The following is a 25,538-nucleotide window of genomic DNA, read 5'->3' as shown; positions in this document are numbered from 1 at the left end:
CGGGCTCGCTCTTTCGATGCGCAGGCGACCTTACATCAAGCGTTGCTGATTGACTCGTCCTGCCGGGTCGGAATTCCCGATCTGATTGAGCTTCGAAGCGGAAACAGAGATGAACGTCTATCTTCGACTGTGTCGCTTTCCCACGGTATTTACAGCCATCTCAAATACGCTGGCTGGATTCCTGATCGCGCATGGTGGACTGGCTCCTCTTTCCGATTTCATTCTCGTTCTAGTGAGCACGGTGGGAATCTATCTCGCCGGGATGGTGTTCAATGACGTCTTCGATGTTGAACAGGATCGTGAAGAACGGCCCTCTCGACCGATTCCGTCCGGTGCGGTTTCTGCCAAAGCAGCGACGACCTTCGGTTCCATCCTGATGGGCTCAGGGCTCGTCTGTGCTGCGATTGTCGGTCTTCCAACATTCTTGCTAGCGATTGCGCTCTGCCTGTCCGTCCTTCTATATGATCGATACATGAAGCGGACACAGTTGGGTCCGATCTTCATGGGGCTGTGCCGAACAATCAATCTGCTGATGGCGGGGAGCGCGGCGGCTGACTCGGTTCAAGGGGTGTTTCAACAACCTCTGCTCTGGTATGCCGGAGCGATTGGTGTTTATATCGTCGGAGTGACGCTGTTCGCCAAGCGGGAAGCTGTCGAGAATTCTCGCGGACCGCTCGCTCTGTCGCTGGCGGTGATTGACTTGGGGCTGTTTGCGATTGCGTTCTGGATCGGTCGTTTCTCGAGTTTTTTTGGAATCGATCTTCCCGTCCCTGGAGATACCGATCAGGTTTCGATTCTGTTTGTCTGGGGAGTGATCTTTCTTACGATCAATCGACGGGTGCTGAGGGCGATTTCGTTCCCCTCACCTGCGACAATTCAGCCCGCGGTGGGAGTTCTGCTGCTTTCACTGATTGTGATCGATGCCATGGTCATCTTCGGATTCTTGGGCTCCGCTGCCCTTCCCTACTCGCTGACGATTCTGGCTCTACTCGTCCCGGCAGTTGTCGTCAGGCGATGGATTCCAATGACCTGAAACACTTGGCTTGGGCGAATCCCTGCACTGGGCGCTACTGCTTAAGACGAACACTGTCTAAGGACAAGACAGCGCGGCAGTTGCGAAGTCGAGATGAACCGGGATGTCATCCGGTGGCGGGTCCTGTCTTCGATGCTTCCGCCTGAATGGCCACTTCCCGTGCTTGTTTTAAAGATTCGTCGAGGATCATCACCGAGCCCCGGAGTGAAATCACTGACTGAGCAAAGTTGGTGTGCGACGAAATCTCAGGAACCTGTTTGGCGAACTCTTCGACAGCTGCGCGAAACTTTCCGATCTTCTTCGTGAGCATTTTGAAGTAGCCCATCGGATCAGTGACTCTTGTCTCAAGGGCTCGTGAAACATCAAAAATGGAGCGACTGATGAGTGTCAATTCCGGGAAATCTTCCGCTTCGTCGCAGTGCCTCAGAAACGCGCGGACAACCCAGGCGTGAGCCATCGCCTGCTGACATCGGTCCACGAGTTGTGCCAACTGTTTGGAACTATCAGAAGACTCTGTCATTCGTCATCCTCGTCGTCATTTCCATCTGGTCGCGAGATCTCATATTTCTTCAAACGCCGGTCGAGAGTCGTTCGCTCGATCTGCAAAATTCGCGAAGCTTTCGACTTATTCCAGTCAGTCGCATTCAAGACGGCCTGAATGTAATAGCGATCGATTTCGTCGAGGCTGGCTTCCTGTTGAACGAAACTTCCGAAGAGATCGACGAGCGGATCGACGCTGGTTTCCAGTGCTTCGTTGACTGGCTCATTCGTTGCGGCGTTTGACTCTGCGGACGTTTGGCTTTCGCTCAGACGGAGATTTGTCAGAACAACATCATCCGGTTCGAGGACTTCATTTTCGGACAGAATCACCGCGCGCTCGACGACATTGCGCAGCTCTCGAACGTTGCCGGGCCACGAGTGGCTTTGCAACTTGCGAATCGCAGCCGACCCGAATCGGCGTCCCTTGTAGTTGGATTCCGCGGAAAACTTGTCGACAAAGTGTTGGGCAATGGCTGGCAAATCCTCGATGTGCTCACGCAATGCCGGGACATGAATCTCGATCACTTGAAGGCGGAAGAAGAGGTCTGTTCGAAACGTCCCTTCTCGGACCGCTTCTTCGAGATCCCTGTTCGTTGCAGTCACAACGCGGACATCGACATGGATCGACTCGCCACCTCCGACGCGCTCGAAGGCTTGCCCTTCGAGAATGCGGAGAAACTTCGCCTGAATTTCCGGGCTCATCTCTCCGATCTCGTCGAGAAAGAGCGTCCCCTTGTCAGCTTGTTCGAACTTCCCTGCACGACGAGTCGAGGCCCCTGTGAAGGCGCCTTTTTCGTGCCCGAACAGTTCGCTCTCGAGGAGGCTTTCCGTCAGAGCGGCACAGTTCACACAGACGAAGGGTTCTTCTCTTCGTCGACTGTTGAAGTGTACGGCGCGGGCCACCAGTTCTTTTCCGACTCCGCTTTCTCCGCGAATGAGCACCAGGGCATCTGTCGGCGCAACACGACTGATTGAGCGCCTGAGTTCTTCGAGCTTCGGACCATGTCCGACCAGTTCCGTCTCTGCACGAAGCTGGTGATGCAGTTCGTGGACTTGCTGACGGGCTTTTTCGATTCCGGTCGCTAACTCCTGCTTTTCGAGCAGCGAATAGAGTTGGTCTCCCATCTGATCAGCGACGGCGAGGACAAACTCAAGATCGATCTGAGTCAGCGCGTGTTCCGTGGTCACGCAATAGAGGTGGAGAAGTCCGAGCAAGTGGCCATCGTGGCGAATCGGAGCACAGATCGCGCTTTCCGCATGGAGTTGCTGGAGGCTCTCTTGCACACCGAGCACGGAGTGTGTGGAGATGTTGTGGGCGAGGACGGCGTCTCCGTCGCTCAGAACAATTTGGCTCAAGTAGCTTGAGAAGGTTGGTTTGGGCGAGTTGCCTGTAACAAACTTCGGAACGAAGCTTGAAGCTTCTGATGTTTCCGTTCCCTCTTCAGGGAGGAGAACTCCGCCGATTCCTGACTTCGTGAATCGCATGAGCCCATCCACGACGACCTGGCAGAGTTGAGCAACACTCGATGCGGATGCAATTTCTCTTGCAATCCGGAACATCGCTGTCGTTCCGTCGCCACGAGTATTGATGCGCTCGACGAACGGTCGATCCAATTGAGACCCGGAAGTGCGCTCGATAATTTCGTACGAAGAATCGGTATCTGAGGGAGACTTCGTGGGTTTCGCTTCTTCTTCGTCCGGGTGCTTCCGGCTGAATCGTAGGTCGCATCCACCGATCTGGATGGATTGCCCATAAGTGATGGGGGAATCGGACACGACCCGTTCCCCATCAACTGTCACACCGTTGCGGCTTTCAAGATCACGGAGGAACCAAGTTCCGCCGCGCAGGTAGAGTTCACAGTGTTCGCGACTGCATTTGGAATCGGGAATGACGATGCGATTTGATTGCGCCCGGCCAATCGTCAGCCTTCCGCTTAACGGAAGCTCGACGGCTTCGAGAAGTGCGTCTCCTCGATAGACAGCGAGATAGCCGGGTTGTGCAGGGAGGTGATCAACGCGCGTGACTTCAACGTCATCCATTCAGATCTCACTTACAGCGAATCAGTAGTTCTCATCATTCTGAAGATCCCATTGAATGAATTGTACACGATGAGGAACTGGATCGTAACGTGGTGCGGAATAGTTGTTGCGTTTTGCTGCAACCAGTATTCTTCTGCAGCGTCTCCCACTTGAGCATTTTCTGTTTTGGTTCGCACTCACTCGCACGAGCAAACTCAGTCTTTAACCTGATGAAAGAGTTCAAGCGAGTGCACAGGAAAGAGCAACTTGCTCTAAAAAACGAAAGCGTCCTTGAAAACGATCCAAGGACGCCTGTCGCCGCACGTCTATGCAGTAGCGGGCCAAGTTCTGCTGACGCGCTGATGCTACTCAAGAGACATCACAGAGCAGACGGCATGCCATGTCTCGGAAACAGCTGCGAAGCCCATCCTTTCTCCCGAAACACGAGAGAATCCCGCACTTTTCGGGTTAGCGAATCCAATGGTGTCGCAGAGCGAATCAGCCACCGTTTCATTTCGCAAGATCAGATCGATCCAACTGACTTTGTGGATTCGCATCGACCATGTTGGATTGATGCTGAAACGCAAGGCTTTTGATGATTCGCGGAAATAATTGACGTATGGCGCCGTCTTTGCTACCTTCCGTTTCCATTATTCCCGTTTATGCCGTGTCACCGGATCGGGACCATTTTGATATTCGCTAGCATGCTTCATAGACCCCGCGACACGGACGGCCCACTGACAATCATGTCAGTGGGCTTTTTTGATTTCTTGAGCCCGGCGAGAGACTATCTTGTCTCGCCCGGTCTTCTTCTTTGGATCGCGTGATTCACTCGAAGCTATGCGGCAGCAAGCGTTTCAGAAACGCGTTCAGCCGACAGTGCGAAGCATTCTCGAAGGGTGACTACTGCTTCAGGCGAACAAGGCCGGGAACGACATCGGCGTCGAGAGCGGCGACTCTTCCTTCTTCCAATAGCTTCCACGCGATCGCAGCCATGGCGGCGTTATCCGTGCACAACGACTGAGGGGCGATGATGATGCGGAATCCGGTTTGAGAAGCCATTTCCGCGAGACGCTCACGAAATCGAAGATTCGCTGCCACTCCTCCGCCGATGCACAACGTGGTGCGACCATAGCGTTCGGCAGCTTGTCGACACTTGGCAACGAGGACATCCACCACCGCTTCCTGAAAGCTGGCGGCCAGATCGGCGATTCGCTGTTCATCAAGATCAGGAACAGGTTCTCTTGAACCGGGTTGACCGAGCGCGGTATAGCGAATTGCGGTTTTGATTCCGCTGAAGCTGAAAGCCAGGCGTTCGTCTTTGATGAACGTTCTGGGAAATCGAAAGGCCTTGGGATCTCCCTTTTCCGCGATGCGTGAAATGAACGGACCACCTGGGTACGGGAGACCAAGAATTGCGGCAGCTTTGTCGAATGCTTCTCCAGCTGCATCGTCGATCGTGGACCCGATCAGTTCGTACTCTGTTGCGGAGCGGCAATCGTAGAGATTGGTGTGTCCGCCGCTGACGACCAGTCCCAGGGCGGGAAAGATGTCATTATCTGCATCCATCTGGCAGGCGAACAAATGAGCGTGAATGTGATTCACGGTCACAAGTGGTCGATCGGTGACGAGTGCGAGAGTCTTTGCTGCAGTGAGCCCGACCAGCAATGAGCCGACGAGCCCAGGCTCGGTCATGACGGCAATTGCAGAAAGGTCTTCGAGGCTCTTTCCGGATCGTGACAGAGCTTCATCGATGACCGGAAGCAGGTTCTCAAGATGGGCACGCGAAGCGATTTCAGGAACAACACCGCCGAAGCGTTGATGCAATTCATCCTGAGTCGCGACCACGCTGCTGAGAACATGGAGTTGATCATCGATGACGGCCGCTGCGGTTTCGTCGCATGACGATTCGAGTGCGAGCAAAACCTTGGCGTCTGAGGCAGGATTGGCCATGTCAAATTCTTGAAGCGATCTCAAAGCGTGAGCGTAAAAGTGGTCGCAGCGTCTGTTTAGATGAACTGGCGAGAAGCTGTCTGAAGGTCAGCTTCTCTCAGCGAATTCATCTTCGATCGCATCAATCACGTCCGTTCGATGGAACAAACGCACGAAGACGATTTAACCAACGAGCTGTTTTGGAAACTGGTAGAACAGTTCTCGAAGAGAGACTTCCGCTTCGTCTGCGTCAGCTTCTTCGGACTCTTCTTCAGAGCCGCTCGCTGCCTTTTCTTCGACGCTGTCTTCCGTTTCCTCTGAATCCACTCCGAGTTCTGCTTTCAGGTACTCGATGGCTTTTTCCAGTTGAGTGTCTTCGAAGGTGCTTTCGACGGGATCCTGGGGATCGACGATATCGCGGTCACGGCGATCTTCCTGATACTTGGTCATCTCTTCCATGGTGAATTTGACGAGATATCCGTCGTTCGGCATCACACCCCATTCGTCGCTTTCTTTTGCGTTGGGGAACCGGTGGATGTTCTTTCCACTGGGACGATGATAGCTCGCAGTGGTCAATTTGAGTTGGCTGTTGCCTTCCTCAAGCTCAATGACGTTTTGCACGCTCCCTTTTCCCCAGCTGCGTTCGCCGATCACGACAGCTCGATCATGATCTTGAAGGCAGGCACTGACGATTTCGCTGGCGGAGGCACTGTAACGATTGATCAAGATCGCCATCGGGAATCCTGTAAAGGTGCCGAATCGCTTTGCGGACCAGGAGCGGGGACGGCTGTTGCGTCCTTCGGTGCTGACGATTCGACCTTCTTCGATAAACAGATCGGAAATATCGATCGCCGATTGCAGCTGTCCGCCGGGGTTGAACCGAAGGTCCAGAATGAACGCTTTCATGTCGTCTTTGCGGAGAGTCTTGAGTGCTTCCCGCAGTTCGCCGGCACTCCGCGACGTGAAATGAGTCAGCCGGGCGTATCCGATTTTCAACTCGTCATCGAACATGAAGTTCCATGTTCCATCCTCGTTGTAAGTGTTTCCCATCACGGTATCGAGTTGAATGAGTTCGCGGGTGAGCGTCATCTTTTCAACTTCTCCGGATGCGGCACGACGAACGGCGACTTCAACGCTTTCGCCCGGCAATCCGCGAAGCAATTCAACGGCCCGGTCCATTTCGCGATTCTTGGGAAAGTCGCGGACAGCTTCGCCATCGATTTCGACAATCCGATCGCCAGATTTGATTCCGGCACGATAAGCAGGGCTTCCCGGAATGGGCGTTGTTATTTCAATGGCTCGCATTTCGTCATCGAATCCGACTCGGATTCCGACGCCACCAAATTCTTGAGTGATGGCTTCTGTGAAGCGTTCCACATCGTCGGGGGAAATGTAGTTGGAATACGGATCAAGCTCGGACAGCATTCCCCGAACGGCGGCGTCGACCAGTTCACGTCGATCGACTTCCTTCACATAGTTGCGGTCGATCTGTTGGAACGTGTCAACGAAGACCCGCATTAGTTCGTAGTAGTCTTCATCCGGTTCGGCAGTAGCGGAGTCGTTGTCGTCTGCCTGGGCGTGGGCGATTCCTTGACTGGAAACCGTCGTCAGAAAGATGGCTGCCGTGAGAAGGGCAGACGTGGCTGCCCAAGTGAAGGATTCCAATCGATGATTCATACTCGTCTCACCTCAACGCCGGATATCAACACGGAATTCGAATCCCTGATGGACTACTGATCCATATCCTCTCGGAAGAGGACTGTGTCAGCAAATCGCTGGGTTCACTCCCGCGAGTTTGTGAAAGCTTGTTAAAAATGATCTCGTCGATTGTAGAACCGACAAGGGACTCCAACAAGACGATTCCACTGATCATCGGGCCTGAATCTTTTTCATCGAGTCAGATTGATCGGGATCTCAGAGTCGATGGAGATCGGAATACCAGGGAGATTCGCCTCTGCGGAGGCTCGAAAGTCGTGGCAGTTGAGACATGTCCCGAGGACCAATTTCGTCGAAATTACTCAGAGTCCTCTTTCGAAATGGGGTCATCGGAGGAAAGGGGAGGAGAGTTCGCATCGAAGCGGTTCTGAAGAGTTTCCAACGTCTCCGCCAACGTGTATTCCAGATAAGTGTCCTGTTCGTAAATCAACGACTCCACTGCGATTTCAAGTGCTCGTTCCTCATGAAAGAAGCTGAGGGCACGCAGGACTTCCAGTCGGACACGCGGGTGTTCATCGTGCATCGCCAGTTGAAGTTTTGATAAGGGGTCATTGATCCGATCACGCCAATAGCACAGGACACGCACTGCTGCAGCTCGAACGCGACCATCGGGCGCGGCGAGAACTCGATCGAGCAGAGCTTCGTCGATGGCATCGTGATGTTGTTTGACCCACAGGCACTCCAACAGCAATTTTTGTCCTGAGAGAGTTTCTTCAGAAGTTTGAGCGACGAGTGAGTCGATCGCGGACAGGACGTCCTGTTTGTCACGTTGACCCAATTCCCGGCGCGTTCGGTATCGAGTGCGGTCTTCGTGTTGCTGAAGTTGGTCGAGAAGCTCCGGAATGGTGATCGATGCGAGGTTCTGCGATTCCACCATGGGACGGTCTTGATAGGTGACCTTCCAGATCCGACCATGTTGTTTGTCCCGGTTGGGATCTCTCAAGCTGTGCTGCATATGGCCGACGAGGGGATTGAACCAGTCGAGAACGTACAATGCTCCGTCTGGTCCGAATTGAAGATCGACAGGGCGAAAGCTGGGATCGGCAGAACGAAATATTGGTTCTGCTGGCCGAGCGAAAAATCCCGAGCCTTCCTCTTGAATGCGATAGCGGAGAACTCCCTGAAAACCGATGCAGTTGTTCAAGAGGTAGTCTCCCTGCATTTCGCCCGGGAATTGCCAACTGGAAACGATTTCACACCCGCAGGTCGGACGCCATTGCTTCACGAGAAACTCTTTCATGACGGGATGCTTTCGTGGATGAATGACCTCCCCGGAGAAGGCAGCTCCGACATAGTTGGCTCCCCCGGAAGCATCAGCCACGAAGTTCTGTCCCCACTGATCAAAGCAGTGTCCCCAGGGATTGGCGAAGTCGTACGAAACAAACACATCCAGCTTTTCGCGGCGAGGCTCGTATCGAAAGACAGCTGAGTTGGCGACCTGCTGCGGTCCGTACGGAGTTTCAATCTGGCTGTGTTGAAACGTCCCCTCCTGAAAATAGAGGGCTCCTCCCGGCCCGAGTTCAAATGCACTGATCGCGTGATGAGAGTCTGCGGAATCGAAACCGTGCAGCCTCAATTGATATTCATCAGCCACATCGTCGTTGTCTGTGTCCTTCAGAAACATGAGGTTGGGCTGTTGTGCGACATATGCTCCCCCATGTGCGAGTTCGATTCCGGTCGGGAGATAGAGTCCCTTCGCAAACACGATTTCCGTGTCAGCTTTTCCATCGTGATCTTCATCAGACAGGATGAGAATTTTGTCGTTGGCTTGTTCTCCGGGAAGGACCATCGGGTATGACGGCATTGTGGTGACGTACATTCTTCCCTGGCTGTCGAACGTGAACTGCACGGGGTTTTGGAGGTTCGGGAATTCAACTTCGGAAGCCCACAGCTCGATCTTGAATCCTGCCGAGAGATAGAAAGATAGTGCAGCCTCTTCGGGTGAAGAGATTGAAATCTCGTTCGTGTAATTCGTTCGAACTTCTGAGAGTTCTCCAGTCTCGGAGTCATCGATCGCAGCGGGGACAGACGTTCCCTGAGCGACTGCCCAGATTCGTTCATCGCGATGTCGAATCATCTCTCGCAGCTTGGCGAACTCCGCCGGGAAATTGATCACTCCGAACGGATTCTTCCGGCCTCCGTAGATGTAATAACCATTCACAGCCCGATAGTCGTAGAAAAACTGCTGGTTCTTTTCGGCGACTTCTTTCCTCAAGGTTTCAAATTCTGAGTCCCACGGAGATGCCGTTCCGAACAACTGTTCTTCGAGAATTTCTGACAGGCGTTGATAACCCGTTTCATTCAAATGAATTCCGTTCATCGTCCAGGGAGTGGTCGATTCGTTCATGGCGAGGTGTGTCGGTGTGAAGATGTCGACACAGAGCACTCCTTCGTCAGCGGCAACTTTCTGCATTGCTGCGGAGTAGAGGCGAAGTCGTGGGTTGTTCTGTTTCCCTGCGAAAATTCCCCGCTCAGGAAGATCTTCATTCGCAATCGGTGTGAGCAGCACGATTTTCACTCCGTGATGGGGATCACCGGATTTGTCCTGCAGCTTCGGTGTGTAGGAACCGCGAGAATAAGTGGTCGAGGGATATTTCAGCTGTTTGAGATCCTGAAGAAACTCAGCCAGTTGCTTCTCGAATTGGGCGAGTCCGGCCTCGCCTGCGAAGGACTCATTGAACCCCACCATCGCGAGGATGACGTTGGGTTGATGGTCGATGAGGGTGTGTCCGTGTTCATGAAAATCCTGCGACCGGAGCCGCTCACCGATAGAGTCCGCAGACCATCCAAGATTTCGGACGACCAGTTGATGCTCCGGGAACTGGTGATGCAATCGGGTTTCGAAGTAGCCGAAATGCTGCATCCGTTCCGCAAGCGTATTTCCCAGGATGACCACTTTGTCACCCTTTTCGAACTCAACAGGTTCACTGGCGAGTGCCGGAAGCTGAGTGATAAGAATGGCCAGCAGCGGGAGAATTCGGGAGAAAGCAGTCATTTGTGGGGAGAACTTTCGTTTTTGATTGATCAGAGATCGTAATCAGCGAATCCGCACGCAACACCGCAACAAAAGACCTGATGGAATCCATTTCAGCAATGATGGACTACGGAGCAACTTCCGCACGTTCTTGAAAATTCGGATAGCCGATTCTGGCGGGTCGAGTTAGGATTGTAAATTGTCAAGCAATGCAACTGACGAGTGAGGCAGTCACTTCTCGAGGGCAACTTTTACGATGACAAACGATTCTCTTTCAGATTCAAACGAACAGAACGCAACAGCTTCGGATGAGCCGGTGGAAAAGAGTCTGTCTCGACCGGCCTTTCCGAGATGGTTGTCCTCTCTTGTCGTGACGCTTGCCGTCGCTGGGATGATCTATGTGGTGCAGGAGGGGAAACAGAATCCGTCTGCAACGGATCCGGATGCCGCTGTCATGATTCCCGTCGGTGATAACCATTCTTCAGGACTGGAGGAGGCTTCCGGGACAGAGATCGTGAGCGCGGACGCGAAGCCCATTCGAACCGCTGACCTCGTCGGAACCTGGATTCTTGACGACGGAATTCGCCGAGTGATTACGATGCAGTCCGACGGAACGGCGCGGATGAAGGTCAATTTCGATTTCCTGACAGCTCTCCGATACGGAAGCGAGTTGATTCTGGATTTGAACTGGTCGCTGGAAGATAACGTTCTGAAACAGACCATTATTGACGGCAAGCCCGAATCCGGACGCAAGACGCTCGTTTCTGACTTCGGCAGTTCCGCTGCTTATCGCGTGCTGAAGATGGAACGGGGAAAGCTGTATCTTGAAGAACTCGGGACACAGCCTGATTCTTATACTTGGTCACGCTCGGAAGATGAGTCGCTTTGAAGCGGGCGTTTCAGATAGCGCATGATGACCGGCCAACCGATCCAGTAGCTGGCGACAATCGTCAGCACTCCGACGAGAATCATGTGGTCGGCGAGTGTTGCAAGACCGTGCTGCATGTGAAAGAGGGTAAGTGCGATCACCACACAGACGATCGAATAGAGCACATTGCCGCGACCGCTGTGTCCGAACAATCCAAGCACACCGGCATCGAGTCGTCCGAAGACGAAATGAGGAATTGCATTTGCAGCAAACAGGCCGATTAGAAAGTCCATCCACATTCTTAATCTGCTCTTTCATTGTTCAGTGACCCGGCCCGTGAGCGACGTTCCTCTTCCCAGCTTGGAATCGGCTCTTCTGTGTTGAGGGGGATAATCTCTGCGGTGAGCGCCGATGTGTCGAGGAGAGCGACCGTGGGGTTATTGAATGTCCAGCCGGACGTTTCCCCGGGATTAATAACAAGTCGCCCATGGAGATCTTTTTCGATCGATGGTCGATGTGTATGTCCGTGAACCGCGATGTCATAGTCTTCCTCGCAGCCACGCAGCTGACTTGGCATGTGTGCCAGAAGCACACGCGTTCCGTCTTCCAGTGTGTAAAGCGCAGGAGCTTCGCGAAGTTCTCCGATGACTTTGAAACCGCCCATTAATCCGGTGCGGTTACCTTCGTTGTCGCCGAAGCAGGCGTAAACCTTCGCGTTCAGTTGTCTCAGTGGAGGAACTGCGAAGGTCGAAACGAGATCCCCAGCGAAGAGGATGCAGTCAACTTCCATTTCGTTAAACAACGCGACGACCCGTCGAATGTTATCGAGATGGTCATGCGTGTCTGCGAAAATTCCAACTCTCATTGAGAACGTCCCTTTTCTAACATTTCGAAGCTTCGAGTGTGCGCGTCAAACAGGATGGGTACTCGTCCGGGAAAGAGCGCCGCGAGCGACTCGACCTCGTCGGGATCGCTGATTCTCGCAACGAGAACGGGTCCGTCGAGTGAGGGAGGATTGGTGACATAGTCCATGCTGCGGTCGCTCAGATCCGGGATGACGAAGACGATCGCTGGTGATTGGTCGCGTAAGTCTTCGATCTGTTCTCGAAACTCCGAATAAAGCGTTCGAGGATATCGAACTTCCGCCACTCCACGATCCAAAGTGGCTGGCCAGACAGGTTTGATAGTCACCAGATTCACAAGGACAGAAGTCCCCAGAAACAGCATCCAGCAGACGCACACGAGACGTTGGGAGGACATCGCTCGATCGCTCCAAAGTCGTCGTGTTGTTTCTGCGACAATCAATATCCACAGTGGACCGGTTTCGAAGACATAATGCCAACCAAAGATTCCCGAGAACCAGTAGGGAATGTGAGCAACATGCAGACTGACAATTGCCAGGAAGATGAGCCACCATCGTCGATCATCTGATCTCATCGTCAATAAAAAGATGATCACAGAGGCGAGAATCGGAATGATTCCAAGGGTCCATCGCCAGCTGTTTTCAATTCGAATGAAACCGTTTTTTAATGCTAGCTGTGGAGTGAGATTCTCCGCCCACTGATCATAATTCTCAAGGACTTTCGGACCGAGTGCCTGTTCCCCGCGGACGACATTATTAAATCCATAAACGTGTCGAGGCGTGTAGATGTCGGTATAAAGTTGGTACGGGCTGGTGCAGAGATCTCCGGTGATCTGCTTGTTTTGAACCATCACCACAGCGAACCCGATGATCAACGGAATGGCGAGGCCGATTGTTCGAAAGCTGCGTTGACGGAAGGAGAGAGGCTTCTCTGGGTTCTCGATTCCCCAGCTTCCTCGAATCCACCACCAGACAAAGAGCACGCCAAACGGCAAACCAAACCCGGCGGCGGTCATCGGTCGGCAGATCATCGAGTAGGCAAGGCCGATTCCAGCAACCCAGGACATCGTGAGGCAATCTGTTCGGATCATCCTCACAAACGCCCACAGGAATATTGTGAGTCCGACAAGAGTGGGATGATGAGCCAACAGAAGGTTGCTGAACAGAATCATTCCGGGTGACAGTGCGAAGAGAAGTCCAGCCAGGAGACCGGTTCCTGAATTGGCCAACTCACGTCCGGTCCAGAAGATCATTATTGCTGCGAATGTCTGGGCCAAAAGATGGGCGAACCATTCGTTGCTGACCAGCATTCCCAGACTGATCCATGCTCCAGTACCGGGAAAATACCGGCTGGCGAACTCTCCCTCGTTCAACACATGCATCTGATTGAAGAGTTCCGGATACTCCTTGAAACTCGGATAGCTCCACTTTCCGTTCAGGAATGTTTCTGCTTGAAGTAGGTAGCTGTACTCGTCGTGATAAGCGGGCGGCAAGCCATCGAATTCGTGACTCGTCCAATGAGCCATCAGGAAAGCCACTGATCCGACGACCAGAGAAAGTCCCCAGGCCATGACGAGACGAGGCTTTTCATCGCGCGGGGATTCACTCCACTCCTCCGATTTCGAACCGGACGAAGCCCGATTGAGAAAGCCTCCGCCCCCGAGAAAACAGAGAGGGAAAAGGATGAGAAACGGAAGGAATGGAAGCCAGTCCGGTTCACGTCCGCTCAGCCAGCCGGCGAATCGTTCCTGTTGGCTCTCTTCGTTCAGCCAAACGGGAATTTCGTTCCAGAGCAGCACTGCGGCACATACAAGATATGCAACGATGAGGGCATTTTTGAAAGAAACCCAGTTTCGTGGTGGCGGTGCCTGGTCGAGATTCGGAATCGGATTCACGGCGAAACAGGGAGTTCGAGAGTGGTTTGTTTTTTGTTGTCGTCAGAATCGTCTATCCTCAGAGACCAGACAACATTGGTCCACAACGTTTTTCCTGTAAATCTTCAGAGTCCATTGAAAGTCGCCATTATGCTTCCCGGAATCAAACTCTTTCAAATGTCAGGTCGAACCGCGATCGTCACCGGTGGCTCCAAAGGGCTCGGAAAGGCGATGGCTGCGGGACTCGCTTCCGCAGGTGCGAATGTTGTTCTTGTCAGCCGACATATCGATGAGGCGAATGCAGCAGCTGAGGAAATTTCCAAGGACTTCGGTGTTCAGGCCAAGGGAGTTTCGGCTGATGTGACGAAGATGTCGGAAATTGACTCTGTCGTTCAACAGACGATTGCCGAGTCGGGAAGCGTCGATGTCCTGGTCAACAGTGCGGGAATCAATATTCGTGGATCGATCGAAGATCTGACGCTCGAGCAATTTCAGGAAGTTCAGAATATCAACGTGAATGGAATCTGGATTTGCTGCAAGTCCGTCATTCCCCATATGAAGAAGGCGGGTTACGGACGGATCATTAATATGGCGAGTACGCTGGGGTTGGTCGGGCTTGCGAATCGAACTCCTTATACGTCGAGCAAAGGGGCAGTCGTGCAAATGACACGAGCGCTCGGTCTGGAACTGGCAGCTACTGGAATCACATGCAACGCCATTTGCCCGGGGCCATTTCTGACACCTATGAACGAACCGATTGCCGACAGCGAAGAGGCGAAGAAGTTTATCGTTGGGGCTGTGGCGATGAATCGTTGGGGAAATCTGGAGGAGATTCAGGGTGCGGCGATTTTTCTTGCAAGTGATGCTTCCAGCTATGTGACCGGCAGCATCGTGACAGTCGATGGTGGATGGACTGCCCGTTGATTCGCAGTGGTCTGTCATCCGTCTCGTGATATCAATTTCAAAGAAAAGATTTGCAAAGAACCAGAACGATGAGCATCAACCTTGCGGGACGAACCGCAGTCGTGACAGGAGCAAGTAGTGGAATCGGACGCGCAACAGCCATCGCGCTGTCCCGCGCAGGAGCCAAAGTTTTCACCGGCGATGTGAAGCTTCGCCCGGAGACGACGAAGGAATTTGAGGAACTGGGGATTGAAGAACGTCTCTGTGATGTCCAGCAACTCGATCAGCTTTCGCAGCTGATTGATCACGCAGCGGAGTCTACGGGTCGTCTTGATATCCTTGTCAACAACGCAGGGATTATCATGGTCAAGCAGGTTCCCGAAGTCTCGGAGGAAGATTGGGATCGATGCCTCGATACGAACTTGAAGGCGGCGTTCTTCGGGACCAAATTCGCGATTCCTCATTTCCGCAAAACAGGGGGCGGATCGGTGATCAATACCGCAAGCAATGCGGGGATTCTGCCGCGAGCACACGACCCGGTCTATTCCATCAGTAAACTGTCTCTTGTGGGCCTGACGAAGAGCCTCGCTTTGTGCCACTCAATCGACCGGATTCGCGTGAATTGTGTTTGTCCGGGACCGGTTGGTGAGACGGAGATCATGGAAGAAGGTCTTCGCGATCATCAGGATCGTTCCAAGGCAGAGAAAATGTTCATCGATGCCAGCCCGTTGGCACGTGCTCATGAACGTATGATTTCTCCCGAGGAGATTGCCGAATCGATTCTGTATCTCGCGAGCGATGCCGCTGCGATGGTGACGGGAACTTCGATCGCCATTGACGGAGGAAAATCGCTGGGTGTTCCTCCTCAGTCATAATGTCAGGCAAGGGATCACTTGAGTGGTGTCAGCTCCAGTTCATCGAGATAAAGAACTCCGGTGGCACCATTCAAGCCAACTTGCAGAATCGCTTCTCGGGCCTGTCTCGGGACCTCGATCGCACGGGTGAACTGCTTCCATTCGGCTTGATCTGCGAGCCATGGACCCATCGTCACCCGGTCGATGGGGATTCGTTTTGAGTCGAAGTAGTAGATTGTGATGCCCGGCAACTCTCGTGTTGACTGGCCGGGGCGAATGTTCGCAGACTTCATGGCCCATGAGAGATTGACTCGCGGGACTTGCGAACCATCGATGGCCAGCCCCTGAAGAATATGTGCCATCCGTCCCGGTTCATTGTTCTCAAACCGCAGAGCTTTCTCACCGCGAAAGGCGTCTTCACTGAGTGAGGATCGACGTTGATAGTGCCAGCTGTCCGCAAGGCCGTCGCTGTTGCTATCGAGTTCGAATCCCGTATTCGCCAGCGAGGGATGAAGTGGATCGGGTTTGACCTTTCTTAACTCTTCCATCTGTCCGGTCATTGGGACAAACAGCGTGGGGATCAGTTCTGTTTGTTTGAGTTCCCCATCGACTTTTTCGAACAGATGAAAAACTTGTTGGTAGCGTTCGCCGAGCGGAACGATCATTCGTCCGCCCTCTTTCAGTTGTTCGATGAGCGGTTGCGGAACATCTTCCGGCGAGCATGTCACGATAATTTTGTCGAAGGGAGCGTGTTCCGGCCAACCCTGGTATCCATCACCAATCCGGCAGTGGACGTTGTCGTATTCGAGCCGTTTGAGCAGCCTTTGAGTTCGTTCACCCAACGGTTCGACAATTTCGATCGTGTAGACTTGGTCGACAAGCCCTGAAAGGACGGCCGCCTGATATCCGCTTCCGGTTCCGATCTCCAACACTTTGTCTTCGGGCTGTGGGTCGAGTGTTTCCGTCATATAGGCGACGATAAACGGAGGCGAAATCGTCTGCTTGAAACCGATGTCGAGTGCCTGATCGAAGTAGGCCAGTCGGCGATGTTCGGGCTTGACGAACAGATGCCGCGGAACGGTTCGCATCACGTCGATCACTCGCGGGTTTTCCACACCCTCAGCGACGATGAACTCTTCGACCATTCGTTCACGATCTGCGGAATATCGATCGCGTCCCTGAGCCAGCAGACTCTGGTCGGTCGCAAGGAGAGTTGTCAAAGTGATCAGGCAGATTAGAGCATCCGTGCGGTACATAGCATCCCTCAGCTGAGCGTGGCTGCGAACTCGCGAAACGAAAAATGGAATGGGTCACGACAAGCGATGAATGTAACACGATTGTCGCACTGGGTGCAGACGAATGTGCAACGAATGAGGGTGATTTATGCTGAGTCGCGAGTTTGAATCAGCTGCAGAGCGACGCGCAGTGCTTCTTTCATCCCGCCTGAATCGACTTGATTGGTCCAGGCAATGTCGTAAGCCGTTCCGTGGCTGGGACTCGTGCGAACGATCGGCAAGCCGAGTGTGACGTTGACCGCTTTCTGAAAGCCGATCAGCTTCAATGCGATATGTCCCTGATCGTGATACATCGCCACAACCCCGTCGAAACGGCCAGCGACTGCACGTTGCAAAAGTGTATCAGCCGGGAACGGGCCATTGGCGTCGATTCCCTTCTTTCGGCTCTCTTCAACGGCAGGGGCGATGATCTCGTTCTCTTCGTTTCCGAAGAGCCCCCCTTCTCCTCCATGTGGATTGAGAGCGCAAACACCGATACGAGGCGTCTCTGCTCCGATCCGCTTCAAGAACCGATGAATCAGCTCAATCTTCTCAGAGACTGCGGATTGAGAGAGCAGTCCCGGAACGCTGGCAATCGAAGTGTGAAGTGTGACGTGCGCGACACCTAATCCAAATTCGGACCGGACGATCTCTCCCTGCGGCAGATACAACATCATCGCGAAATCTGTGACGCCACAACGCTCGGCGAGAATTTCTGTGTGTCCCGGATAGTGATGGCCAGCGAGGTGGAGTGCGGCTTTGCTCAGCGGAGCGGTGACGATTCCATCGATGATCCCCGACTTCGCAGCCTCCGTAGCTGCCACGAGCCAGTCATACGCAGCTGCCCCGCATTGGGCATCGATCGTGCCATCTTGAACTTGTGAGAGGTCCGACGTTGAAGGATTCCAGCAGGCAACGACACGCGATCCGTCTTCGGAAACGCTGCTTTGTTTCGCTTCCTCGATCGACTCACATCTGACAATCGGGAGTGTTTCTCCAATGAGCTTGAAAGCACGTTCGAGACGCTGTGAGTCACCGACAACAATCAGACGTGCCTGAAGCGAAGCTGTCTCCGGGGCGGCCAGCACTCCCGCGATCACCTCTGGTCCCACTCCCGCAGGGTCTCCCATCGTGAGGGCGACGTAAGGCACATTCGAGGCATCCATGATCGGTCAGTTACTTTCAGAGGTTCAGTCGAAGCACTCGACCTCCGCCAGCGGAAGACCTTTTTGATCTTTGGCGGAGAGGATCGGCTCCAGATCGGTCGGCCACTCGACTCCAACAGTGGAGTCATTCCAGATCAGCGACCGCTCGTGTTCCGGATGATACAGGTCCGTGCACTTGTAGAGAACCTCGGCGGATTCAGAGAGGACGAGGAATCCGTGAGCGAATCCGGGAGGAACATACAACGCGTGTCGATTCTCCGATGAAAGCGTCGCTCCGACCCATTTCCCGAAGTGGGGAGAGCTTTTTCGAACATCGACAGCCACGTCGAAGATCTCTCCCTGAAGGGCCATGACGAGTTTGCCTTGCGGATGCTGAATCTGGTAGTGCAGACCTCTCAGCACGCCTTTTTGCGATCGGGACATATTGTCCTGAACGAATGGGTCCGGGATTCCCCCTTCGCGAAACTTTCCCTGATGATACAATTCCAGAAAGAAACCGCGTTCATCGCCGAAGACTTTCGGTTTCACAAGCTTCACGCCTGGCAGATCCGTTTCGACAAATTCCATGGTCTGTCACTTCTCTCAAAAGGATGAAATCGAAGGGCCGCATTCTGACTGACCCTTCTGAACCGATACAACGGCAGATTCGGCATTGTTTGAAGTGAAATCGCAGAATCGGGAGAACAATCGTGGCAACCGTTTTTATCCCGACGTCCCTTCGTTCGCTGTCCGGAGGAGTTCGGTCAATCCAAGCAAACGCCAGCAATGTTCGTGAAGTGATCGATCATCTGGAAGAACATTTTCCCGGGATGAGAGATCGATTGTGTGAGAATGGCGAGTTGAGAAAGGGAATCGCGGTCGCTGTCGATTCTCGAGTTTGCAGCCACGGTTTGCTCGAAAAGATTTCTCCCGACAGCGAAGTGCACTTCGTTCCGGGTGTTTCGGGAGGGTAATCCGAATTGCCGGGAGTTTTGGAGGTGTGGACGCGGAAGTTCTTCTTCAGTCAATATTTAGGAATTCAGGTCATACGGGGGAAGGAGCTTTCGTCGGGGGATTTTGAGGGTGCGTTAGCGAAAAGCATTAGACACTCGAGTGCTCTTTGTCGTATAGTTCTGTAATCCCTCCTTTATTATGACTTGGATCGCTCACTGAGCCCCGCCCAGTTCAAGTCAGCAATTGATTCTCAGGTGAATTCTTGAAGATCAAAGATCTCTCCATTGATAGAGGTTCTTGCAACGCTTTGTTTGTAAGCCAGTCCCGTTTTCGTTCAGAAGCGAGTACGCGGATATTCTCTTCTCTGTCAGCCTCTGCTCTGTCGGTTCGCATTCCCCTGCTCTGGGTGTTTGTCTTCGGAATTGCCATCAGCAGCTTCCAGATATCAACATGCTTTGCTGCCGATTCGCCGCTCGAGCCGATCGCTCAACGAGACTACGAAGCTGAGATTCTCCCATTCTTTCAGAAGTATTGCTCGGACTGTCACAGTTCTGGCTATCAAGAGGGAGACTTTGGACTTCACCGGTATTCCGACGAAGAAGCGCTCAACCAGGACCGCGAGATCTGGACGAAAGTTCTGCATCTGGTCAAGCTCGGGGCGATGCCTCCGTCCGATTCGGATCAACCGACCGCAGAAGATCGAAAACAGGTTGCCGACTGGTTGGAACATCAGCTGTTTTATGTCGATTGCAGTCAGCAACATGAACCGGGCCGCGTGACCGTTCGACGATTGAACCGGCTTGAATACGACAATACGGTTCGCGATCTGTTAGGTGTCGATTTTCAACCTTCAGATGATTTTCCATCTGATGACGTTGGATACGGGTTCGACAATATTGGCGATGTGCTCTCCGTTCCGCCGTTGTTGATCGAAAAGTATCTCAACGCTGCGGAACAGATCGTTGCTCAGGCGATTCCCACGCATCATCCCGATTACATCAGCGTTGAAGTTTCCGGTGATCGCCTCAAGAAAGAGGGTTCGGTCCGCGGAGCCGATGGCGGATGGAGAGTGATGCCGTCTCGCGGGACAGTGTTTGCTGAGTTCGATTTGAAAGCCCCCGGTCGCTACCAGATTCTGATTGAAGCCAAAGCCGATCAGGCAGGTTCTGACCTGGCGAAAATGGAAATCGAAGTCGATGAGAAATCGCTTCGAACAGTCGAAATCGAAGGCCACAAGAAGTCGAACGATTTCTCATTCGAGATTCGATCTCGGGCTGGGAAGAAACTCGTGAAGGCTTCCTTCATCAACGACTTCTACGACGCAGATGCTGAAGGACGAAAAGACCGAAATCTCTACGTCCGAAATATCACAATCGAGGGGCCACTCGATATGAATGCTGATATTCGGAAGGACTATCCGCTCATTCAGACCATGCCTTCTCGGTCGCGGTCAGTTCGAAAGGCAGCGACTGAGAACCTGCGAGATTTTCTGCCTCGCGCGTTTCGTCGACCGGTGACCACCGCCGAGATCCAGATGTACGCCGAGTTCGCTCAGCTTGCTTCAGACAGAAACGAACGCTTTGAGCGAGCGATGCAAATCGCAGTGCTAGCTGTGTTGGTGTCTCCAGAGTTTCTGTTTCGAGTCGAATCTGCGGAGCCGATCGGAAACGGAGTTGAGCAACTCGATGATTTCGCACTCGCTTCGCGGCTTTCATATTTTCTATGGAGCAGTCTGCCAGATGACGAACTCTTTGAACTCGCGAAACGGAAGAAGCTGAACGATCCAAATGTTCTCAAAGAGCAAACAGAGCGGATGCTCAAGGATCCGAAAGCGAAAGCGTTCATCGAGAGTTTCTCCGGGCAATGGCTCGGACTGCGACGATTGGCCACAGACGAAGTCGCGCCGGATCCGAAGCTGTTTCCGGAATTCGACGATCAGCTCCGATCTGATATGTGGAAAGAGACAGAATTGTTCTTCGGTGCGGTCGTGAATGAAAATCGAAGCATCTACGACTTGCTGAATGGACGTTATACGTTCCTCAACGAACGGCTGGCGAAGCTCTACGGAATCGAAGGGATTGAGGGAGAGAATTTTCGAAAGTTCCAGTTCAAAGATGAGCCTCGGCTCGGAGTGTTAACCAATCCCAGTGTTTTGACTCTGACGAGCTATCCGAATCGAACGTCTCCAGTGAAACGCGGTCAGTGGGTGCTCGAGAACCTGCTGAACGATCCTCCACCTGATCCTCCGCCCAGCGTTCCAACTCTTGAAGAAGCAGCTCCCGAGAATTTGAAACTCTCCTTTCGCGAACAGTTAGAACTTCATCGGCAAGATCCCGGTTGCGCATCGTGTCATGTCTTGATGGATGGAATCGGCTTCGGCTTGGAGAACTTCGATCCCATCGGACGCTGGCGAACGAAAGAAGGAGAGTTTCCGATCGATGCTTCAGGCGAACTTCCCAGTGGAGAATCCTTCCGGGGACCTGAGGAACTGGTCGAAATTCTGAATCGTAGAAAAGAACAGTTCGGTCGCTGTTTGACCGAAAAGTTGTTGACGTATGCCATTGGTCGAGGAGTTGAGTATTATGACCGGTGTGCCGTTGACGAAATCTTGAATCAACTGGAGCAGGACGATCGTTTCTCAGCATTGGTGCTGGGGATTGTGAAGTCGACACCGTTTCAGATGAGAAGAAGTACCACCACCCAGACGATCACTCGTAAATGAACACCGAGGTACTGAGATGAACACTCTTTCACGACGAACGATGATTCAAGGTCTTGGCGTCACGCTTGGTTTGCCCATTCTTGACGCGATGGTTCCTTCTCAAGCCTGGGCAGCTCCCGAGATGCTGGCGGGCAATCGCATGGGGTTTGTCTTCTTCCCGAACGGGGCCATCATGAAAGACTGGACTCCCAGTCAGGTGGGGTCTCAGTTCGAGTTGTCACGCACACTCAAACCGCTGGCTGCACATCAAAAGGATTTGCTGGTCTTGTCCGGACTGGCTCAGGACAAGGCCCGTGCAAACGGAGATGGAGGCGGAGATCACGCCAGAAATTCGGCTGCGTTTCTAACAGGTTCTCAGCCTCGAAAGACGGATGGGGCAGACATTCACTTGGGTGTTTCAGTCGACCAGATCGCAGCGAGTCAGATCGGTCATCAGACGAAGCTTCCTTCACTTGAAGTCGGAATCGACGCAGGTCGTCAGGCTGGCCGATGTGATTCCGGATACAGTTGCGCCTACCAGTCGAACATTTCCTGGAAGACTCCGACCACACCTGTGGCCAAGGAAGTGAAACCCAAGCTCGCATTCGAGCGACTCTTCGGGCGAGGAGAGGATCACAAAGCTGTCCAGGAGCGAAACTTCTATCGCAAGAGTATTCTCGACTTCGTCACCGCAGACTCAAAGAAGTTGAAAGGTCGCCTCGGTGCCAACGATCAGCGGAAACTCGACGAGTATTTCACAAGTGTCCGCGAAATTGAACAACGCATCGAACGCTCGGAAAATCGGGCGAACCGAGCACGTCCGGATCTCGATATTCCCGAAGGTGTTCCAGCCGACTGGGCAGAACATGTTCGCTTGATGTATGACTTGATTGTTCTCGCATTCCAAACAGATACAACTCGTGTTTTCACGTTCATGTTGGCGAACTCGGGAAGCAATCGAACATTCAAGGAACTGGGAGTGAACGGCGGCCATCACCAGTTGTCGCACCACCGCAATGATGAAGAGAAAGTTGCTCAGCTACAGAAAATCGATGAGTACTCCGTGAAGCAGTTCTCGTACTTCCTCGACAAGATGAAGAGTGTTCAGGAAGGGGACGGAACATTGCTGGACCATTCGATGGTGCTGTATGGCTCTGCCCTCAGTGATGCCAATCGACATCGCCACGAGGATCTGCCGATTCTGGTCGCTGGTCAAGCCAATGGAACGATCAAGACTGGACGACACGTTCGGTATGAAGCAGAAACCCCAATGAACAATCTGTTCCTCTCCATGCTGGACCGAATGAACGTCAATGTCGACCAACTCGGCGACAGCACGGGACGTGTGACCCAACTGGACAGTTAAGCACCAAGAGTTCTTTCGGGCGATCCTTGCTGGCAGGGATCGCCCGTTTTTTTTGCAGCAGCCTCATTCGCAATGCTGCCAGCGAAGTTGGATGACCTCAAAGAATGGACAAAGTCGACCCGAAAGATGCTTCGACCTGTCGCCGCTGAAACATCAAGCGCCCGTGCTTAATCAGTGACTCGCGCAGATCTGCGCCTTGTGTTGATGAGTATAACGTTCAGCAGGTCACCTCGATCAGATTCTGTCGCTTCCGGACATCATCTCTCGGGACATCGGCGAAGAATGAGACCGCGCGTCATCACTTGAACGACTGCAAAGAAGGTTGGCCCGATGACTTGAGTCAGCGATCGTAGCGTCTTACGAACGGCTTCCTGCCAGATGCGGAAGGTTCTCTTCGAGCCAATCAAGATAGCGTTCGGTAATCGCGGGCCAATCCAGGTTGTGAGACTGATCTTCTCTAATCATTTCCATCGTGATTGCCCAGTCACGCATCGCGAGTGGACGCCGACGAGTCTCAAGCACGAACGAATAGAGAAAGTGATGGTCGACGAGAGACATGTTGGTGACTCGCGACATCACAAGCGATTCAATCCTGATGCCCAATTCGGTTGACTTTCCCGAACCGGTGGATTGGTGATCGGTTGCGCAGTTCGACTTTGTGTTCACGACCCGGCCCTCGGTAGTGAGTGTTTCGATGGAGATCAGGTTTTCGGTCAACGAAACGTCCATCGTCGTTGCATTCGTGACTTCAATGGGAGCGCACAAAACCCGTTCTCCGTTTCAGAGTTGTCGATCGTATTCTGGGTCAGGGTGAACGGACGAGTGATTGCTGAATCACAAAGGATTTACACCTGTCGAAGAGAGCAGCCTCGGCGAATCGTGATCGTTTTCCATGACGGAACCGATTCATCGGATATGCAAAACGTGAAGGAAAACGAACCCTCAACGGCAAGTTATCGATTACTCATCTTAAAACCAGAACGTGCCCGTTCTTTCGAGTATAGCTCGCAAATTTCCGGGGAGGCAAACAGAATTTTCAGGGTTGTGAAAATTGTGCGGGACTCGGAGCAGGAGAAATATCGAGAACCGTGATCGGGCCAAACTGCTGCCGATTCACCTCACGACCGCGTTTCTCGAAATATTCTTTTACTTCCTCGTGACCGATAAAGGCGATGCACATGATTCTGCCGGAGGGAGAATCGAACGTCTCCGCGACTTCCCGTTCGTACGGGTACTTCAGCGGCAGCAATTTCGGAGGATCACCGGAAAGTCTGTAGTAGTCCAGACCAACCAGTTCAGGATGTTGGAACCCTTCGCAATAGGACCAGTTAGTGACATAGAGTTCTGTTGCATCATCACGATGAGACTCGACCCATTGAATGACTTCGGGAAAGCCTTCGCTTCGCTCAAATTCCTTCACGATTCCCGGGATCAATGCACCTGCGATCAGCATCAAAGCGAGCAATTGCCAACCGCGACGAAGAACAGTTACGCAGCGCATCATTAAAAGGATGATCGGGACCGTTGCTGGGAATCCGTAGCGGAACTCGTAAACAGGTCGCCATAAGCTTGAGATTCCCCAGGCGGGAATGATTGTCGCAAAAAGAATCCAGACCAGGCACAACACCGTCGCCAGTTGTTCGGATCGATCGGGGACTCTCTTGTTGGGGGCGAACGCATTCCAACTGGCAATTCCGATGGCCAGTGCGATGACCCTTCCTGCAGACGGGAGATAAAAGAACTCACCCAAGCAGCGAACGGTAACGATGTCCCACATGTTTGGCGGTCGAAGCCATCCTCCCAATGTGGCAGGTGCATCTGTTTCCAGAAAACGGAAAAACAGCCATTGAAGTGGAACAAGTGAAATCAGTATCAGGCATTGATCGATTAGCAGGCGATGAAGGGACGACTTGTCGCGGCGATCAAAAACAATAAGAGAGAGAACGGACACCCCCTGCCCTGCGAAAGTCAGAAACCCATAGTAGTGGCTGCAAACCATCAACCAGGTCGAGACCACATAACTCCAGCGCCCTTTTCCCGAATCGCGAAGGAGTTGGAACAACATGCCTGTCGACACGATCGAGAAAAGCATGAAGAGAGTGTAAGGCCGCGCTTCTCGCGCATATCGGAGGAATGAAGGACTCAACCCGAGAAACAGGGCACTCAACAATCCGACGCGAATTCCGAACAGTTTCCGTCCGAGCCAGAATGTGGCAGGCAAACACATCATCCCAGCTAGGAACGCCGGGAATCTCAGAACCCATTCGCGGGGGCCATCTTGAGTCACAAATACGCGGACGAGAAGTGAGTAAAGTGGGGCGGAATAGTCTTCGCGTTGAAGTAACCCGTCGATCAAGTCTCGACGAGCTGTAATGAGCAGAATGACTTCATCGGTCCAGAGAGGAGACTGTTCGATCGTGAGCAGCATCGCAACTGCAATGATCCCCGTCCAAATGAAGATGATCTTCATTGCATGTCGTTGCAGCAGAGAATCCGTCAACAAGTTCATACCGTGACTTCATC

Annotated in this window: 20 protein-coding genes; 7 read left to right on the top strand and 13 right to left on the bottom strand. The window is 53.0% G+C overall.

From position 1 onward, the window contains the following. Window positions 1–109: 109 nt before the first annotated feature. A complete protein-coding gene (locus KOR42_RS11715; protein WP_146509864.1) occupies window positions 110–1,033 on the top strand; it encodes a UbiA family prenyltransferase in 924 nt (307 codons plus the stop codon). A gap of 106 nt (window positions 1,034–1,139) precedes the next feature. Here KOR42_RS11715 and KOR42_RS11710 read toward each other — a convergent pair whose 3' ends face one another. From KOR42_RS11710 to KOR42_RS11690, 5 genes are all read right to left on the bottom strand, one after another. Further along, complete coding sequence (locus tag KOR42_RS11710; RefSeq protein ID WP_146509863.1) at window positions 1,140–1,553, bottom strand: amidohydrolase; 414 nt, start codon at window positions 1,551–1,553, stop codon at window positions 1,140–1,142. After that, complete coding sequence (locus KOR42_RS11705) at window positions 1,550–3,613, bottom strand: sigma 54-interacting transcriptional regulator (RefSeq protein WP_146509862.1); 2,064 nt, start codon at window positions 3,611–3,613, stop codon at window positions 1,550–1,552. Before KOR42_RS11705 ends, KOR42_RS11710 begins: the two co-directional genes overlap by 4 nt. 882 nt (window positions 3,614–4,495) lie before the next feature. After that, window positions 4,496–5,545 (bottom strand): tRNA (adenosine(37)-N6)-threonylcarbamoyltransferase complex transferase subunit TsaD, encoded by a 1,050-nt coding sequence (tsaD, locus tag KOR42_RS11700; protein ID WP_146509861.1) that lies wholly within the window; start codon window positions 5,543–5,545, stop codon window positions 4,496–4,498. Between the two features lie 162 nt (window positions 5,546–5,707). After that, the gene (locus KOR42_RS11695; protein ID WP_146509860.1) at window positions 5,708–7,201 is read right to left on the bottom strand and encodes a S41 family peptidase; all 1,494 of its coding nucleotides are present in this window, start codon (window positions 7,199–7,201) and stop codon (window positions 5,708–5,710) included. Between the two features lie 337 nt (window positions 7,202–7,538). Further along, the gene (locus tag KOR42_RS11690; RefSeq protein ID WP_146509859.1) at window positions 7,539–10,235 is read right to left on the bottom strand and encodes a PVC-type heme-binding CxxCH protein; all 2,697 of its coding nucleotides are present in this window, start codon (window positions 10,233–10,235) and stop codon (window positions 7,539–7,541) included. A gap of 235 nt (window positions 10,236–10,470) precedes the next feature. Here KOR42_RS11690 and KOR42_RS11685 point away from each other — a divergent pair, with 235 nt between their 5' ends. After that, the gene (locus tag KOR42_RS11685; RefSeq protein ID WP_146509858.1) at window positions 10,471–11,103 is read left to right on the top strand and encodes a hypothetical protein; all 633 of its coding nucleotides are present in this window, start codon (window positions 10,471–10,473) and stop codon (window positions 11,101–11,103) included. On the opposite strand, the gene KOR42_RS11680 is transcribed toward KOR42_RS11685, so the two are convergent. Genes KOR42_RS11680 through KOR42_RS11670 form a run of 3 tightly spaced genes read right to left on the bottom strand, consistent with a single transcriptional unit; the run spans window position 11,067 to window position 13,743 of the window. After that, complete coding sequence (locus tag KOR42_RS11680; protein ID WP_146509857.1) at window positions 11,067–11,375, bottom strand: hypothetical protein; 309 nt, start codon at window positions 11,373–11,375, stop codon at window positions 11,067–11,069. The genes KOR42_RS11685 and KOR42_RS11680 overlap by 37 nt on opposite strands. An 8-nt stretch (window positions 11,376–11,383) precedes the next feature. Then, the gene (locus KOR42_RS11675; RefSeq protein WP_146509856.1) at window positions 11,384–11,947 is read right to left on the bottom strand and encodes a metallophosphoesterase; all 564 of its coding nucleotides are present in this window, start codon (window positions 11,945–11,947) and stop codon (window positions 11,384–11,386) included. Next, complete coding sequence (locus KOR42_RS11670) at window positions 11,944–13,743, bottom strand: hypothetical protein (protein ID WP_146509855.1); 1,800 nt, start codon at window positions 13,741–13,743, stop codon at window positions 11,944–11,946. Before KOR42_RS11670 ends, KOR42_RS11675 begins: the two co-directional genes overlap by 4 nt. Before the next feature lie 252 nt (window positions 13,744–13,995). On the opposite strand from KOR42_RS11670, the gene KOR42_RS11665 reads away from it, so the two are divergent. Then, window positions 13,996–14,742, top strand: a complete 747-nt coding sequence (locus tag KOR42_RS11665) for an SDR family NAD(P)-dependent oxidoreductase (RefSeq protein ID WP_231740860.1) — start codon at window positions 13,996–13,998, stop codon at window positions 14,740–14,742. 68 nt (window positions 14,743–14,810) lie between these two features. Then, window positions 14,811–15,596 carry an SDR family NAD(P)-dependent oxidoreductase gene (locus KOR42_RS11660; protein ID WP_146509853.1) on the top strand — a complete coding sequence of 262 codons (786 nt, stop codon included), beginning with the start codon at window positions 14,811–14,813 and terminating at the stop codon, window positions 15,594–15,596. Between the two features lie 14 nt (window positions 15,597–15,610). Here KOR42_RS11660 and KOR42_RS11655 read toward each other — a convergent pair whose 3' ends face one another. The 3 genes from KOR42_RS11655 to rfbC all read right to left on the bottom strand — a co-directional run bounded on the left by KOR42_RS11655 (window position 15,611) and on the right by rfbC (window position 18,582). Further along, complete coding sequence (locus tag KOR42_RS11655; protein WP_146509852.1) at window positions 15,611–16,831, bottom strand: protein-L-isoaspartate(D-aspartate) O-methyltransferase; 1,221 nt, start codon at window positions 16,829–16,831, stop codon at window positions 15,611–15,613. A gap of 125 nt (window positions 16,832–16,956) precedes the next feature. Continuing rightward, the gene (pdxA, locus tag KOR42_RS11650; protein ID WP_146509851.1) at window positions 16,957–18,015 is read right to left on the bottom strand and encodes a 4-hydroxythreonine-4-phosphate dehydrogenase PdxA; all 1,059 of its coding nucleotides are present in this window, start codon (window positions 18,013–18,015) and stop codon (window positions 16,957–16,959) included. Window positions 18,016–18,039: 24 nt separating this feature from the next. After that, the gene (rfbC, locus tag KOR42_RS11645) at window positions 18,040–18,582 is read right to left on the bottom strand and encodes a dTDP-4-dehydrorhamnose 3,5-epimerase (protein WP_146509850.1); all 543 of its coding nucleotides are present in this window, start codon (window positions 18,580–18,582) and stop codon (window positions 18,040–18,042) included. Between the two features lie 122 nt (window positions 18,583–18,704). Between rfbC and KOR42_RS11640 the strand changes: the two genes are divergently transcribed. The 3 genes from KOR42_RS11640 (at window position 18,705) to KOR42_RS11630 (ending at window position 23,015) form a co-directional block, all read left to right on the top strand. Beyond that, entirely contained in the window at window positions 18,705–18,968 is a 264-nt protein-coding gene (locus KOR42_RS11640) for a MoaD/ThiS family protein (RefSeq protein ID WP_197441078.1), read from the top strand. Between the two features lie 242 nt (window positions 18,969–19,210). After that, window positions 19,211–21,670 (top strand): DUF1592 domain-containing protein, encoded by a 2,460-nt coding sequence (locus KOR42_RS11635; protein WP_146509848.1) that lies wholly within the window; start codon window positions 19,211–19,213, stop codon window positions 21,668–21,670. 16 nt (window positions 21,671–21,686) lie between these two features. Further along, entirely contained in the window at window positions 21,687–23,015 is a 1,329-nt protein-coding gene (locus tag KOR42_RS11630) for a DUF1552 domain-containing protein (protein WP_146509847.1), read from the top strand. Between the two features lie 357 nt (window positions 23,016–23,372). On the opposite strand, the gene KOR42_RS11625 is transcribed toward KOR42_RS11630, so the two are convergent. Beyond that, the gene (locus KOR42_RS11625; RefSeq protein ID WP_146509846.1) at window positions 23,373–23,780 is read right to left on the bottom strand and encodes a hypothetical protein; all 408 of its coding nucleotides are present in this window, start codon (window positions 23,778–23,780) and stop codon (window positions 23,373–23,375) included. Window positions 23,781–24,051: 271 nt separating this feature from the next. Then, complete coding sequence (locus tag KOR42_RS11620; protein ID WP_146509845.1) at window positions 24,052–25,524, bottom strand: glycosyltransferase family 39 protein; 1,473 nt, start codon at window positions 25,522–25,524, stop codon at window positions 24,052–24,054. Between the last annotated feature and the right edge of the window lie 14 nt (window positions 25,525–25,538).

It is taken from the genome of Thalassoglobus neptunius (assembly GCF_007859735.1).
Taxonomy (GTDB): Bacteria; Planctomycetota; Planctomycetia; order Planctomycetales; family Planctomycetaceae; genus Thalassoglobus; species Thalassoglobus neptunius.
Note: the sequence above shows the minus strand (reverse complement) of the source record. Positions and strands in the feature narration are given on the sequence as shown.